The 15,013-nt window shown below is 48.1% G+C and carries 17 protein-coding genes and 1 other annotated feature; of the genes, 16 read left to right on the top strand and 1 reads right to left on the bottom strand.

Annotation, left to right across the window (positions count from 1 at the left end; translation table 11 throughout):
- Window positions 1–110: 110 nt before the first annotated feature.
- From lrgA to GNE05_RS14495, 6 genes are all read left to right on the top strand, one after another.
- Window positions 111–548, top strand: coding sequence for an antiholin-like murein hydrolase modulator LrgA (gene lrgA / locus GNE05_RS14520; RefSeq protein WP_017418327.1), 438 nt, complete (start codon window positions 111–113; stop codon window positions 546–548).
- 12 nt (window positions 549–560) lie between these two features.
- The gene (gene lrgB, locus GNE05_RS14515; RefSeq protein WP_007408093.1) at window positions 561–1,244 is read left to right on the top strand and encodes an antiholin-like protein LrgB; all 684 of its coding nucleotides are present in this window, start codon (window positions 561–563) and stop codon (window positions 1,242–1,244) included.
- 181 nt (window positions 1,245–1,425) lie between these two features.
- Window positions 1,426–1,556, top strand: a sequence feature (ribosomal protein L20 leader region).
- Between the two features lie 58 nt (window positions 1,557–1,614).
- Entirely contained in the window at window positions 1,615–2,136 is a 522-nt protein-coding gene (infC, locus tag GNE05_RS14510; RefSeq protein WP_071543361.1) for a translation initiation factor IF-3, read from the top strand.
- Window positions 2,137–2,148: 12 nt separating this feature from the next.
- Complete coding sequence (gene rpmI / locus GNE05_RS14505) at window positions 2,149–2,349, top strand: 50S ribosomal protein L35 (RefSeq protein WP_003152493.1); 201 nt, start codon at window positions 2,149–2,151, stop codon at window positions 2,347–2,349.
- Between the two features lie 31 nt (window positions 2,350–2,380).
- Window positions 2,381–2,740 carry a 50S ribosomal protein L20 gene (rplT, locus tag GNE05_RS14500; protein ID WP_007613019.1) on the top strand — a complete coding sequence of 120 codons (360 nt, stop codon included), beginning with the start codon at window positions 2,381–2,383 and terminating at the stop codon, window positions 2,738–2,740.
- A 57-nt stretch (window positions 2,741–2,797) separates the two neighbouring features.
- Window positions 2,798–3,064 carry a DUF1294 domain-containing protein gene (locus GNE05_RS14495; protein WP_007613018.1) on the top strand — a complete coding sequence of 89 codons (267 nt, stop codon included), beginning with the start codon at window positions 2,798–2,800 and terminating at the stop codon, window positions 3,062–3,064.
- A 13-nt stretch (window positions 3,065–3,077) separates the two neighbouring features.
- Here GNE05_RS14495 and GNE05_RS14490 read toward each other — a convergent pair whose 3' ends face one another.
- On the bottom strand, window positions 3,078–3,470 hold the full coding sequence (locus GNE05_RS14490; protein WP_003152498.1) for a hypothetical protein: 393 nt from the start codon (window positions 3,468–3,470) through the stop codon (window positions 3,078–3,080).
- A gap of 183 nt (window positions 3,471–3,653) precedes the next feature.
- Between GNE05_RS14490 and GNE05_RS14485 the strand changes: the two genes are divergently transcribed.
- The 10 genes from GNE05_RS14485 (at window position 3,654) to GNE05_RS14440 (ending at window position 15,013) form a co-directional block, all read left to right on the top strand.
- Window positions 3,654–4,739, top strand: coding sequence for a M42 family metallopeptidase (locus GNE05_RS14485; RefSeq protein WP_160182912.1), 1,086 nt, complete (start codon window positions 3,654–3,656; stop codon window positions 4,737–4,739).
- 142 nt (window positions 4,740–4,881) lie between these two features.
- The gene (locus GNE05_RS14480; protein ID WP_012118149.1) at window positions 4,882–5,847 is read left to right on the top strand and encodes an arabinan endo-1,5-alpha-L-arabinosidase AbnA; all 966 of its coding nucleotides are present in this window, start codon (window positions 4,882–4,884) and stop codon (window positions 5,845–5,847) included.
- A 182-nt stretch (window positions 5,848–6,029) separates the two neighbouring features.
- A complete protein-coding gene (gene araA / locus GNE05_RS14475) occupies window positions 6,030–7,523 on the top strand; it encodes an L-arabinose isomerase (RefSeq protein WP_015240350.1) in 1,494 nt (497 codons plus the stop codon).
- A 1-nt stretch (window position 7,524) separates the two neighbouring features.
- On the top strand, window positions 7,525–9,210 hold the full coding sequence (gene araB / locus GNE05_RS14470; RefSeq protein ID WP_160182911.1) for a ribulokinase: 1,686 nt from the start codon (window positions 7,525–7,527) through the stop codon (window positions 9,208–9,210).
- Entirely contained in the window at window positions 9,203–9,892 is a 690-nt protein-coding gene (gene araD / locus GNE05_RS14465) for an L-ribulose-5-phosphate 4-epimerase (protein WP_003152509.1), read from the top strand. The genes araB and araD overlap by 8 nt, the downstream gene beginning before the upstream one ends.
- Entirely contained in the window at window positions 9,870–10,676 is an 807-nt protein-coding gene (locus GNE05_RS14460; protein WP_416346502.1) for a sugar-phosphatase AraL, read from the top strand. The genes araD and GNE05_RS14460 overlap by 23 nt, the downstream gene beginning before the upstream one ends.
- Entirely contained in the window at window positions 10,673–11,857 is a 1,185-nt protein-coding gene (locus GNE05_RS14455; protein WP_160182909.1) for a sn-glycerol-1-phosphate dehydrogenase, read from the top strand. The genes GNE05_RS14460 and GNE05_RS14455 overlap by 4 nt, the downstream gene beginning before the upstream one ends.
- A 31-nt stretch (window positions 11,858–11,888) precedes the next feature.
- Entirely contained in the window at window positions 11,889–13,184 is a 1,296-nt protein-coding gene (locus tag GNE05_RS14450; RefSeq protein WP_012118143.1) for an arabinooligosaccharides ABC transporter substrate-binding protein AraN, read from the top strand.
- A gap of 41 nt (window positions 13,185–13,225) precedes the next feature.
- Entirely contained in the window at window positions 13,226–14,167 is a 942-nt protein-coding gene (locus GNE05_RS14445) for an arabinooligosaccharides ABC transporter permease AraP (RefSeq protein ID WP_007408105.1), read from the top strand.
- 18 nt (window positions 14,168–14,185) lie between these two features.
- Window positions 14,186–15,013: an arabinooligosaccharides ABC transporter permease AraQ gene (locus GNE05_RS14440; RefSeq protein WP_032871724.1), complete on the top strand. Its 828-nt coding sequence runs from the start codon at window positions 14,186–14,188 to the stop codon at window positions 15,011–15,013.

Below are 15,013 nucleotides of genomic sequence, written 5' to 3'. Positions count from 1 at the left end.
CAGCCGTTTTTTGCATTTCAGAATGAATATTCAGCCGTTTGTTATGAAAGCGCTTTAAAAGGCGATTTCTCTTTTATAATGGACCTAACAAAGAGAAAGAGGTGAAGAAAATGAGTGCGAAAAAAGTGTACGGATTTCTGACACAAGCATTTATTTTTGCCGTAATTATGCTCATATCTAATGGGATTGCAGCGATTGTCCCCATTCCTATACCCGCTTCCGTAGTAGGTTTGGTGTTATTATTTGTCCTCTTATGTCTGAAAGTGATTAAGCTTGAACAAGTAGAAACGCTGGGAACATCATTAACGTCACTGATCGGATTTTTATTTGTCCCGTCGGGCATCTCCGTGATGAATTCACTTGGCGTCATGCAGCAGTACGGCGTGCAGATCGCACTCGTCATCTTACTCGCCACCATCATTCTGTTAGGGGCCACGGGCCTTTTTTCTCAGCTGATCTTGTCTGCCAGCCAAAAACGTCAGAAGACTGCTCCTGAAAAACAAACGGTGCGCCGTTCCAATCAGGAAAAAGAACTTGTGCAGCATTAGGAGGGAAATCGGATGAGTCCATATTTCGGTATTGTCGTTTCACTTGCGGCCTTTGGCATCGGCACGTATTTATTTAAAAAAACGAGAGGCTTTTTCCTCTTCACCCCGCTGTTTGTCGCAATGGTGCTTGGAATCCTTTTTCTGAAGCTCGGCGGTTTTTCATATGAAGATTATAAAAGCGGGGGAGACATTATTAAATTCTTCCTGGAGCCCGCAACGATCGCTTTTGCCATCCCTTTATACAAACAGCGTGACAAACTGAAAAAATACTGGTGGCAGATCATGTCTTCTATCATTGTCGGCTCTATCTGCTCAGTGACGATTGTCTATTTGATCGCAAAAGGCATTCATCTTGACGCGGCCGTTATGAAAAGCATGCTTCCGCAGGCGGCGACAACGGCAATTGCCCTTCCGCTGTCAAAAGGAATCGGCGGCATCACCGATATCACCGCTTTCGCCGTCATTTTCAACGCCGTTATCGTCTATGCTCTGGGCGCTCTATTCTTAAAACTGTTTAAAGTAAAGCACCCAATCTCTAAAGGACTGGCTCTCGGCACATCAGGACACGCACTCGGTGTTGCGGTCGGTATTGAGATGGGGGAAGTAGAAGCGGCAATGGCAAGTATCGCGGTTGTCGTCGTGGGAGTGGTGACGGTGCTGGTCATTCCGGTATTCGTTCAGCTCATCGGAGGATAAACCCGGGTCATAGACCCGGGTTTTTTATTGTGTTGGCGCGTCCGCGGGCGGCAAAGAACGAAATTTCACATTTTTCCTTGCGCTCGCCCCGGCATCGTGTTAAAATGAAAAAGTTGATCCGGAGAAGTCATTCTTGACTAATGATCCGGTATTGTGTAGAATAGTTATTGAATTGAATATAAATCACAAGCAGAGGCACCCGCTTCTCACCTGATTGACACATTCATGTAGTTGGCAGGTTGACCGTACATTTTTATTTATGCAGATGTTCGTAGTGTGGGTGTGTTGTCATGCCCGCACTTTTTGTTTGCCTGCAGAATGCAGTCAAAAAGCGTTGTGAATCAATTCGAAGAAACTATGGAGGTGGCTCATTATTAGCAAAGATCAATTGGTTAATGAGGGTATCCGTGCACGTGAAGTTCGTCTGATCGGACAAAATGGCGATCAGCTCGGCATCAAGTCCCGTCAGGAAGCACTTGAAATCGCCGGCCGCGCAAATCTTGACCTTGTGTTAGTTGCAGCAAATGCAAAACCGCCTGTCTGCCGCATCATGGACTACGGTAAGTTCAGATTCGAGCAGCAGAAAAAGGACAAAGAAGCACGCAAAAATCAAAAAATCATTAACTTAAAAGAAGTTAGATTAAGTCCGACGATCGATGAGCATGACTTTAACACGAAATTGCGCAATGCGATTAAATTCCTTGAAAAAGGCGATAAAGTGAAAGCTTCTATCCGCTTTAAAGGGCGCGCAATCACTCATAAAGAAATCGGCCAGCGCGTATTGGACCGTTTCTCTGAAGCATGTGCGGAAGTTGCGACAGTCGAAACAAAACCAAAAATGGACGGCCGCAGCATGTTCTTAATGCTCGCGCCGAAAAACGAAAAGCAATAAGGAGGAAATCCCATGCCAAAAATGAAAACTCACCGCGGATCTGCTAAACGTTTTAAAAAGACAGGTTCTGGGAAGTTAAAACGTTCTCATGCATACACAAGTCACTTATTCGCCAACAAATCCCAAAAGCAAAAGCGTAAGCTTCGCAAGGGTGCTATTGTAAGCGCAGGAGACTTCAAACGCATCAAACAACAGCTTGCTAACATCAAGTAATCGGACAAGGAACAATTAGGAGGGAAATATAATGCCAAGAGTAAAAGGCGGAACTGTGTCGCGTCAGCGTCGTAAAAAGGTTCTTAAATTAGCAAAAGGTTATTTCGGTTCAAAACATAGATTATACAAAGTAGCAAACCAGCAGGTCATGAAATCAGGAAACTATGCATTCCGTGACCGCCGTCAGAAAAAACGTGATTTCCGTAAGCTTTGGATCACTCGTATCAACGCTGCTGCACGTATGAACGGTCTTTCTTACAGCCGTTTAATGCACGGTCTTAAGCTTTCAGGCATCGAAGTAAACCGCAAAATGCTTGCTGATCTTGCTGTAAACGATCTTACTGCTTTCAATCAGCTTGCTGATGCTGCTAAAGCTCAGTTAGACAAGTAAGTTGAAAAAGCCGCTCTCTTTCCGGGAGCGGTTTTTTTACGTAAAGGGTGACAATCAATGGCTCTCTTCATTTACGCCGTATTGATAAACGGATACGGCTTTTGGATCATGGGCGCTGATAAAAGAAGAGCAAAGGCACACCGGTGGAGAATATCAGAGAAACGAATATGGCTCACAGCCGCCATGTTCGGCTCACTCGGCGTATGGATCGGCATGCGCACCTTCAGGCATAAGACGAAACACAAATCCTTTTTATACGGGGTGCCGCTGCTTTTTCTCACTGAAGCCGCCCTTGTGCTGATGTATTTGATGTATAAAACATAAAAAGCAGGAGAGCTTATCGCTCGCCTGCTTTTTTCGCTTTTTTGATGGGCTGGTCCCAATCAATCTTGCAATTCGGGTACCGCTCCAATACCTTTTTTTCGACTTCTTCAAAATCACCTGCAGAAAAGCGGTTCAGCTTTTCCGGATTTTCGGTCCATACAAATATCGTATGAATAAACAGCGGATGATCTTTGGAAGGGATATGCTTTTCTCCTTCAAAGAGCACTCCTTTATAAGTAAGCTGGAGATTTTTTCGCGTGTTTTTCTGTTCGTCAATAAAATAAAAATTCTCTTTTGATTGCGCCAGTCTGAGCCTTCTTTTCGGGTTTGCGTAAAATTTGACGCACATGTAAATAAAATAAATAAGAAGTGCAAGCAAGACAATCCTCAATACTGTAATGGCCATATGTGTGAAGGCACCTCCTCACCTTTGTCATGATCTGATGTAATACGAAAAACAAAACAAAAGGTTTCATTTTTTTAAAAGAAATAGATAAAAACATTTACCCGTTTTTCAGGCGAATTAATCGTATGCTTCAGCATTGGTTTTGTATAATAAGAAGGGTAGTGAAAAAAAGGAGGTTTATTGATGACAAAATTAGATGAAACGCTCACCATGCTGAAAGCGTTAACGGATGCAAAAGGGATACCGGGAAATGAGAGAGAAGTAAGACAAGTGATGAAATCATACATAGAACCATTTGCCGATGACGTCACAACAGACCGGCTGGGAAGCTTAATCGCCAAAAAAACCGGCAAAGAAAACGGTCCGAAAATCATGATCTCAGGGCATTTAGACGAAGTCGGTTTTATGGTGACGCAAATCACTGATAAAGGCTTTCTCCGCTTTCAAACCGTCGGCGGCTGGTGGTCTCAGGTCATGCTGGCCCAGCGCGTCACCGTCGTGACAAAAAAAGGGGACATCACGGGGATCATCGGTTCGAAACCGCCTCACATTCTGCCTCCTGACGCCAGAAAAAAAGCCGCCGATATTAAAGAGATGTTCATCGATATCGGGGCATCCAGCCGTGAAGAAGCAATGGAATGGGGCGTTCTTCCGGGTGACCAGATTGTGCCGTATTTTGAATTTACAGTGATGAACAATGAAAAGCATTTATTGGCGAAAGCATGGGACAACCGTATCGGCTGTGCGATTGCCATCGATGTATTAAAAAATCTGAAAAACAGTGATCACCCCAATGAAGTATACGGGGTCGGAACGGTGCAAGAAGAAGTCGGGCTGCGCGGGGCGAAAACAGCGGCACATACGATCCAGCCTGATATCGCGTTCGGTGTGGATGTCGGAATTGCCGGAGATACACCGGGAATTTCTGAAAAAGAGGCGCAAAGCAAAATCGGCGAAGGGCCGCAAATTATTCTGTATGACGCGTCAATGGTATCTCACAAAGGGCTGCGCGACCTTGTCGTGAACACGGCGGAAGAAGCGGGAATTCCGTATCAATTCGATTCCATTGCCGGAGGGGGCACGGATTCAGGTTCCATTCATTTAACCGCAAACGGAGTGCCGGCGCTGTCCATTACGATCGCGACGCGCTACATTCACACTCATGCCGCTATTTTGCATCGGGATGATTATGAGAATACGGTAAAATTGATCACAGAAGTGATTAAAAAATTAGACCCGGAAACAGTTGACCGTATTACTTATCAATAAAGATACGGAAGAATCTGCTTTTTTAAGCAGATTCTTTTTTTTTGTCTGTACAAATATGAGCCCTGCGTCTACAATAAGAGAAGACATAGAAAAATCTGACAACATGTTTTTGAAAGCGCTTTAAAAAAGGGAGGGTTTACAAATGAAAAACAGATTCAGACGCATGATCCGCTTTTCATGCGCAGCCGTTACAGCCGGTCTGCTGCTGATGTCTTCATCTCCGGCATCTGCCGCGTTTTGGGGGGCATCAAATGAATTGCTGCACGATCCGACAATGGCGAAGGAAGGAAACACGTGGTACGCTTTCGGAACCGGTTTGGAAGGGGAGAGGGGGCTTCGCGTCTTAAAGGCGGGCAGCGGCGGCGTATGGACCGTTCAGAAATCAATCTTTACTTCCCCGCTGTCATGGTGGGGTAATTATGTGCCGAATTACGGGCTGAATCAATGGGCCCCCGATGTTCAATATTTTAACGGAAAGTATTGGCTGTATTATGCCGTTTCTTCATTCGGCAAAAATACCTCCGCGATCGGTCTTGCATCATCTACAAGCCTCAGTTCGGGAAACTGGAAGGACGAAGGGCTCGTTATCCGTTCAACAAGCGCCGATAACTACAATGCAATTGATCCGGAGCTGACAATTGATAAAGACGGAAACCCTTGGCTTGCCTTCGGTTCTTTTTGGAGCGGCATTAAGCTGACAAAGCTTGATAAAAATACCATGAAACCGACGGGGTCACTTTATTCCATCGCTGCCAGACCGAATAACGGCGGAGCTTTGGAAGCGCCGGCCATCACCTACCAGAACGGCTACTATTACTTAATGGTGTCGTTTGATAAATGCTGTTCAGGCGTGAATAGTACGTACAAAATCGCTTATGGAAGATCCAAAAGCATCACCGGCCCATATCTCGATAAAAGCGGGAAAAGCATGTCAGAAGGCGGAGGAACGATTCTTGACTCCGGCAATGACCGCTGGAAAGGCCCGGGCGGCCAAGACATTGTGAACGGGAATATTTTAGTGCGTCATGCGTATGATGCCGAAAACAGCGGAATTCCGAAGATGCTCATCAATGATATCGATTGGAGTTCAGGCTGGCCTTCCTATTAATTGATCAGCCGGGCATGTGTGTCCGGCTTTTTTACTTGCAATAAAAGATTGACAGTTCGATTCCTCCTTAACTATAATAAAATTGTTCGTACAAATAAAAGAATGGAAGTTTTATAGTTTATATTCGTACGTATATTTTTGAAAATGCAAGCGCTTTATTTTGATGGGAAGGGGAAATGAATGTGCTTCAGAACAAAGAATATGAATTTTGGTTTGTAACGGGAAGCCAGCACTTATACGGAGAGGAAACGCTGCAGCTTGTCGATAAACACGCAAAGGGAATATGTGACGGCCTCAGCGGGGTGTCATCAAGATACAAGATCAGGCATAAACCGGTTGTCACGTCATCTGAAACGATCAGAGAGGTTTTGCGGGAAGCGCAGTATCAAGAAAACTGTGCCGGGGTCGTGACGTGGATGCATACATTTTCCCCTGCGAAAATGTGGATTGAAGGTCTTTCCGCTTTTCAAAAGCCGATGCTTCATCTTCATACCCAGTATCATCGCGACATCCCGTGGGAAACGATTGATATGGACTTTATGAACAGCAACCAATCCGCTCACGGAGACCGGGAATACGGATATATCCAGTCAAGAATGGGGCAGACGAGAAAAGTCATCGCAGGCTATTGGGATGATGAGGAAGTCAAACATGACATTTCGCAATGGATGAACACTGCTGCCGCCTGGAATGAAAGCAGGAATATTAAAGTAGCCCGGTTTGGCGACAATATGCGGAATGTGGCGGTTACTGACGGAGACAAAGTCGGCGCCCACATTCAATTCGGCTGGCAGGTTGACGGGTACGGAATCGGCGATCTTACCGAGGTGATGAACAACGTCACCGACGCAGAAATTGAGGCGCTTTATGAGGAATACGACAAATTGTATGTCATCAGCGGCGAAACAAAACGGGATGAAGCAAAAGTTGCTTCCATTAAAGAACAGGCGAAAATTGAACTCGGATTAACGGCCTTTCTCGAACGGGGCGGATATACAGCGTTTTCGACCTCCTTTGAAGTTTTGCACGGAATGAAGCAGCTTCCGGGTCTTGCCGTTCAGCGTCTCATGGAAAAAGGGTACGGATTTGCCGGCGAAGGCGATTGGAAAACGGCTGCCCTTGTGCGAATGATGAAAATAATGGCGGACGGAGAACAAACCTCCTTCATGGAAGATTATACGTACCATTTTGAACCGGGGCGTGCGATGATTCTCGGATCACATATGCTTGAAGTATGTCCGACGATCGCCCTTGATCAGCCGAAAATCGAAGTCCATCCTCTCTCAATCGGAGGGAAGGAAGATCCGGCCCGGTTGGTCTTTAACGGAATCGGCGGTTCAGCCATCATCGCCAGCATCATTGATATCGGCGGGCGATTCCGTCTCATTCTGAATGAAGCGGAAGGCAGGGAAATTGATCATGATATGCCGAATCTCCCTGTGGCGCGGGTGCTGTGGAAGCCGGAGCCATCGCTGAAAACAGCTGCGGAAGCATGGATTTTGGCGGGAGGCGCCCATCATACTTGTATGTCTTTCCGGCTTACGGCTGAACAGATGCTTGACTGGGCTGAGATGGCAGGCATTGAAAGCATCTTTATTTCCCGCAATACCGAAATACATGAGCTGAAAAAAGAGCTGAAATGGAATGACGTATTATACCGGCTGGGAGGGAATTGATATGGCGTATACGATTGGTGTTGATTTCGGCACATTGTCCGGCCGGGCGGTGCTTGTCAATGTCCGCACGGGCGAAGAGATCGCGTCTGCGGTAAAAGAATACACTCATGCCGTCATCGACCGCACGCTGCCGAAGACGGGTGAAAAACTCCCTCGGGACTGGGCGCTTCAGCATCCTGCCGATTATATCGAAGTTCTGGAAACGGCGATTCCGAACCTGCTTCAAGAGGCGGGCGCTGATCCGAAAGACGTGATCGGCATAGGAATTGATTTTACCGCCTGCACGATTTTGCCGATAGACGTCGCGGGGCAGCCGCTTTGTATGCTGCCGGAATTTGAACGGGAGCCCCACAGTTATGTGAAGCTGTGGAAGCATCATGCGGCTCAAAAACATGCAGACCGTTTGAACACGATTGCCGAAGACACAAAAGAAACATTCCTTAAAAGATACGGCGGTAAAATTTCTTCTGAATGGATGATCCCGAAAATCATGCAAATCGCGGAAGAAGCGCCGCATATATACAAGGCGGCAGATCGGATTGTGGAAGCGGCAGACTGGATCGTCTATCAATTGTGCGGTTCATTGAAGCGAAGCAACTGCACGGCCGGCTACAAAGCAATCTGGAATGAGGAGACGGGGTATCCGCCGGATCATTTTTTTGAAAAGCTCAACCCGTTAATGAAAACGATTACAAAAGATAAATTAAGCGGCACCATTTATTCAGTCGGGGAAAAGGCAGGAGGTTTGACCGAAAAAATGGCGGAGCTGACCGGGCTTCTGCCGGGGACGGCCGTTGCCGTCGCCAATGTCGACGCCCACGTGTCAGTGCCCGCGGTCGGTATTACAGAGCCGGGGAAAATGCTGATGATTATGGGAACGTCTACCTGCCATGTGCTGCTCGGCGAGGAAGAACATATCGTCCCCGGTATGTGCGGGGTCGTCAATAACGGCATCTTGCCCGGATATGCGGGATATGAAGCGGGACAATCCTGTGTCGGCGACCACTTTGAATGGTTCGTCAAAACGTGCGTTCCGAGAGACTATGAGAAGGAAGCTGAGGATAAACACATAGACATTCACGAGCTGCTCAGCAAAAAAGCAGCTGTACTTGTTCCGGGGGAAAGCGGCCTTCTCGCGCTTGACTGGTGGAACGGAAACCGGTCAACCTTGGTGGACGCCGATTTGACGGGCATGATGCTCGGCATGACGCTGCACACGAAGCCGGAAGAAATCTACAGGGCATTGATTGAAGCGACGGCGTTCGGAACGAGGATGATTATCGAAACGTTTCGGGAAAACGGCGTTCCGGTCGAGGAGCTTTACGCAGCCGGAGGAATCGCTGAGAAAAATCCATTTATCATGCAGATTTATGCAGACGTCACAAATATGGACATTAAATTATCCGGGTCTCCGCAGGCGCCGGCACTGGGCTCCGCGATTTTCGGAGCGCTCGCCGCGGGACGGGAAAACGGGGGATTCTCCAATATTGCTGAAGCATGTGCGCATATGGGGAAATTAAAAGACGGCTTTTATGCCCCGAACCGGGAAAGAGCTGAGATTTATGACAGCTTATATGCGGAATATAAAGAGCTCGTTCACTACTTCGGCAAAGAAAACAATGTCATGAAACGCCTGAAAGCCATTAAAAACCGTGATTTTGCGAAAGGGGGGAGCCGCCATGCTTGAAGCGTTAAAAGAAGAAGTGCTCGCCGCCAATCTGAAGCTTGAGGAACATAACCTTGTCACGTTTACATGGGGGAATGTCAGCGGCATTGACAGAGAGAGCGGGAGAATCGTCATTAAACCGAGCGGTGTCGATTACAGTGAGCTGACCGCTGACAAACTGGTCGTCCTGAATGAGGACGGAGACATTCTCGAAGGCTCGCTGAAACCGTCTTCTGACACGCCGACCCATCTTTATCTGTATAAAGCGTTTCCGGCTATCGGCGGAATCGTTCATACGCACTCCCGCTGGGCGACGAGCTGGGCGCAGTCCGGAAGAGACATACCCGCTCTCGGAACGACTCACGCGGATTACTTTGAAAGCGCTATACCCTGCACGAGGGAAATGTATGAAGAAGAAATTGTGAAAGATTACGAATATCATACAGGCAAAGTCATAGCCGAAACTTTTCAAAACGAACCGTATGAACAAAATCCGGGTGTCCTCGTCCACAGCCACGGCCCGTTCTGCTGGGGAACGGACGCGCTGAATGCCCTGCATAACGCCGTTGTGCTCGAAACGGTAGCGGAAATGGCCTACCATTCGCTTATGCTGAACAAACAGCTCAGTCCGATCGACAGAGTGCTGCATGATAAGCATTTTTACAGAAAACACGGGGCGAATGCTTATTATGGCCAAACTTGACGCAGCCGGGTTTCTGATTGATTTAGACGGAACCGTATTCAGGGGGCGGGAGCTGATTGACGGAGCAAAAGAAGCCGTTCATACCCTTCAGTCACTGGGCAAAGCCGTGGTCTTTTTAAGCAACCGCGGCAACCTATCAAGAGCAATGTGCCGAAAGAAACTGCTGGGTGCCGGTATCCGCACGGATGAACGGAGCATCGTGCTGTCCTCCAGTGTGACGGCATCATTTTTAAAGAAGCATTATCCTTTGTCAAAGGTGTGGGTGTTAGGAGAGAAAGGGCTGACTGATGAACTCGCTTTAGCGGGTGTCGCCCTGGCGCAAAACCCGCAGGCGGCAGACTGGCTTGTCATCTCCCTGCATGAAACCGTCACCTATGAGGATCTGAATCTCGCTTTTAAGGCGGCTTCCTCCGGCGCGCGCATCATCGCCACGAACCGGGACCGCTCCTTTCCGAATGAAGGCGGCCATGCCATGGACGTCGCGGGAATGATCGGGGCTATTGAAGCATCCGCCAGAGCAAAAACGGAGCTTGTCATCGGCAAACCGTCTTGGCTGATGGCTGAGGCGGCATGTGAAGCGCTCGGACTTCCCCCTGAGGAATGCGCCATTATCGGAGACAGCCTCGAATCAGATATCGCAATGGGCAGCCTGTACGGGATGAAAAGCGTATTGGTTCTGACGGGGTCGGCCAAACTTGGGGAGCCCCGTCTATATGAACCTGACATCGTCCTTGATTCTATTAAAGACCTGACAGAATTAGCGAAGGAGGGAATCCTTTTATGAAACGTTCTCCTGAGGACATTCAATCCGAGTTTGACAAGGAAGGGGCCAGCCGCTCACCGATTCAAATAGAAGATATCGTGATCGGGGCGAATGCAAAAGAAGAGCTTCTCAGATTTCTGCAAAAAAAATGCTGGAATCATCCGGTCATCGTCTGTGACCGGAACACGTACGAGGCGGCGGGGCGTCTGCTTGCGGACGAATTGAGGGCAGGCGGGATCAAAGCGTCAAAAGTCATCATTCCGGAGCATGAAGCCGGGGCCGCCGCGGCTGATGAGAGGACATTGGTCTATACGCTGATCAATCTCGCGGAAGAGACGGATGTCATCATTGCGGCCGGTTCAGGAACGATTCACGACATTACGCGGTTTGCCGCCTGCCAGCGCGGATTGCCGTTTATCTCATTCCCCACCGCTCCGTCAGTCGACGGTTTTACGTCGGCGGGAGCGCCGCTCATATTAAACGGAATCAAAACGACGATTCAAACGAAAGCGCCGATCGCCTTATTTGCGGATACGAATGTATTAAAAGAAGCGCCCCGTTCAATGACAGCCGCGGGCTTCGGAGACATGCTCGGAAAAATAACATCGCTGGCAGATTGGGAGATTTCCCGCAGGCTTGCGGGTGAGCCGTACTCAGAAGCCGGGGCGAAGCTTGTGAAAGACGCGCTTTGGCAGTGCATTGATCACCGCGCTGACATTGCCATGGGAACGGAGGCCGGCATTCAGATACTGATGGAAGCGCTGATCGTTTCGGGTCTTGTCATGCTTGCGCTTGACCACTCCCGCCCCGCCTCAGGAGGAGAACATCACATCTCGCATTGGATTGAGATGGAAATGCTGAAGGCAAAACAGCCTCCGATTCTCCATGGTGCGAAGGTCGGCTGTGCGTGCGCGGTGCTGAGTGATATTTACAAAGAACTGGCTTGTCACGAAAAGCTTGCTGAACTGCCGCCGCACTTTCGCGAGGCGATTCAATCTGCATATGAAGGGCTTCCCGACGGCAAGACAATTGCCGGGTGGCTCGCATCTGCGGGAGGTCCCGCCTGTTTCGATGAGATCGGTGTAAAACAGGACCTTGTCAGCGATGTGCTTAAGCATGCGCACACACTGCGAGACCGTTATACCGGTTTAACCATCATAAATGAAAATGCAGCGCTCTTTGCACATCATTTGCATCAATAGCCGCACGGCCTAAAGTGGAAGGGGTAATGACATGAAAAAAACGACCGCTGTATGTTTGGTGCTGATGATGCTCTTCTTGTTTACCGCCGGCTGTTCACAAGAACGGACTGCCGGCCGGCCGGGAGAAACAGAGCTGACGTTTTGGACGTTTAACGGTCTGCACGAACAGTTTTATCAGGAAATGGTCAAAGAATGGAATCAGAAATATCCGGATCGCAAAATCAAGCTGAATACCGTTGTTTATCCTTATGGACAAATGCATGATAATTTATCGGTTTCGCTGATCGCGGGTGAGGGGCTTCCCGATATAGCCGACGTGGAATTAAGCCGGTTCTCGAACTTTCTGAAGGGGAAGGATATCCCGCTTGCCGATCTGACGCCGCTGATTGAAAAAGACCGCGATAAGTTTGTGGAAGCGCGTCTGGCCTTATACAGCAAAAACGGAAAATTGTACGGCCTTGATACACATGTGGGGACGACCGTCATGTTTTACAACATGGATATCATGAAAAAAGCGGGCGTTGATCCCGCCTCCATTAAGACATGGGAAGATTACCGGCGGGCAGGGAAAAAAGTGCGTGAGGCCGCTGGGAAACCGATGGGAACGGTTGAAACAAACGACTCCGCCACATTCCTATCCATGATTTCGCAGCAAGGGTCAGGCTACTACAGCAAAAACGGAAAATTGATTCTGAACAGCAAGACGAATACAGACACACTGAATTATGTAAAGGACATGGTAAATGATAAAACCCTTCTGCCGGCTCCCGGCGGCGGCCATCACAGCGAAGAATACTACGGTTTTATGAATCAGGGCGGGGCAGCCTCAGTGCTGATGCCCATTTGGTACATGGGACGGTTTATCGATTATATGCCTGATTTAAAAGGAAAAATGGCGATTTACCCTATGCCGGCCTGGAAAGAAGGCGGTGACAGATCAGCGGGTTTAGGCGGAACAGCCACCGTCGTGCCGAAGCAGGCTGAACATCTGAAGCTCGCGAAAGAATTTCTCGGTTTTGCGAAAGGTTCGAAGGAAGGGAATATAAAGCTTTGGACGGTGCTCGGCTTTGACCCGCTCCGCTGGGACGTGTGGGATTCAAAAGAATTGAAGGAGAAAAACAAGTACACGGATTTCTTCCGGAACGGTACGTCAATTTTTTCCTCGCTCCTTGAAATAAAAGATGAGATCAATCCGATTTATCTGCATGAAGACTTCTCTAAAGCGGCTGATCTCGTTGTCAGACAAGTGCTGTTCGATGCGCTGAAGACGCAGGAAAAAACACCTAAGGAAGCCTTGGACGAGGCGGCAGAGCAATTAGAGAAATAGGAGAAGCCGCCCTATTTAACAGTGAAAGCGGGGGAGCTTTTATGAGACCTGTAAAGACAGAGACAGCGCAAACCGTTTCTGCAGTCCGGAAGAAGCCGCGCCGGCGCAATGTGCTGTATTCAAAAAAAGCGGCGCCTTATCTTTTTACGGCGCCATTTATCATTTCGTTTCTCGTTTTCTTTTTGTATCCGATTATCAGCGTGTTTATCATGAGCTTTCAACGGATACTGCCGGGAGAAATTACATTTGTCGGGTTTTCCAATTATACCGCTCTTCTTAATCCAACCTTTTATACGGCATTATTTAACACATTGGAATATACCTTCTGGACGCTGATTGTGCTGATTCCGGTGCCGCTTCTTTTGGCGGTGATTCTGAATTCGAAGCTCGTCAGGTTCAGAAATGTGTTTAAATCGGCTCTGTTTGTACCGGCTTTAACATCGACGATCGTAGCGGGGATTATTTTCCGTCTGATGTTCGGAGAAATGAATACGTCGCTTGCAAACGAGCTGATGATGAAGCTTGGCGCATCACCCCAAAACTGGCTCAACAACAAAGGCACCGGCATGTTTTTAATGGTGCTGCTTGCGTCATGGAGGTGGATGGGGATTAACATTCTTTACTTTCTGGCGGGATTGCAAAACGTGCCGAAAGAATTGTATGAAGCGGCTGAAATTGACGGGGCGAGTACGTGGAAAAAGTTCCGGCATATTACCCTTCCATTTTTAAAGCCGGTGTCCGTTTATGTGTTAACGATCAGTATTATCGGCGGTTTCAGAATGTTTGAGGAAAGCTATGTGCTTTGGCAGAATAATTCCCCGGGCAATATCGGCCTCACGCTTGTCGGTTATTTATATCAGCAGGGGCTTGCATACAACGAAATGGGGTACGGGGCCGCAATCGGAATTGTCCTTTTGCTTGTCATCTTACTAGTCAGTCTTGTTTCACTGAAACTGTCCGGTTCGTTTAAAGGGGAGGGATAAGCGGTGCGTAACAATCACATGTCTTCCGTGTACAGAGTTGCGTTTACCTTGTTTTTTATCATGCTGAGCCTGTTGTATATCTTTCCGATGATCTGTCTATTGCTCGGTTCTTTAAAGCCGTCATCTGAGCTGATGCGTATCGGGCTGAATCTGCGCCTTGATCCGGATGTGATGAGCCTTGATAACTACACCTATTTGTTCAACGGGGGGAGCATTTATTTCAAATGGTTTTTTAACAGCCTGCTGCTCGGCGTTCTCACCACGGTTCTCACGCTGTTTTTTTCCTCTTTGATCGGCTACGGACTCGGTGTCTACGAATTTAAAGGCAGAAATATTATTTTCGTTCTTGTGCTGATCATTATGATGGTGCCTCTTGAAGTGATGATGCTCCCGTTGTTCAAATTGACGGTGGGTCTTCATTTGATCGATTCTTATACTGGGGTGATTCTGCCGTTTATTGTGTCGCCTGTCGCCGTGTTCTTTTTCCGGCAATATGCGCTCGGACTTCCGAAGGATCTGCTTGATTCAGCGAGAATGGACGGCTGCACCGAATTCGGCATTTTTTTCAGAATTATGGCGCCGCTCATGAAACCGGCATTCGGGGCAATGATCATTCTTCAATCTTTAAACAGCTGGAATAACTTTTTATGGCCGCTGATCGTGCTTCGGTCGAAAGAAATGTTTACGCTTCCAATCGGACTTTCAGGGCTGCTGAGTCCGTACGGCAACAACTATGACATGCTGATTTCCGGGTCCGTTTTTGCGATACTGCCGGTGATCATCATATTCTTGTTTTTCCAAAAATACTTCATTTCCGGACTCACAGTAGGCGGAGTGAAGGGATAG

Origin of the sequence: Bacillus sp. AM1(2019), assembly GCF_009906915.1 — a bacterium.
Taxonomy (GTDB): Bacteria; Bacillota; Bacilli; order Bacillales; family Bacillaceae; genus Bacillus; species Bacillus velezensis.
This window is presented reverse-complemented; position numbering and strand designations above follow the sequence as displayed.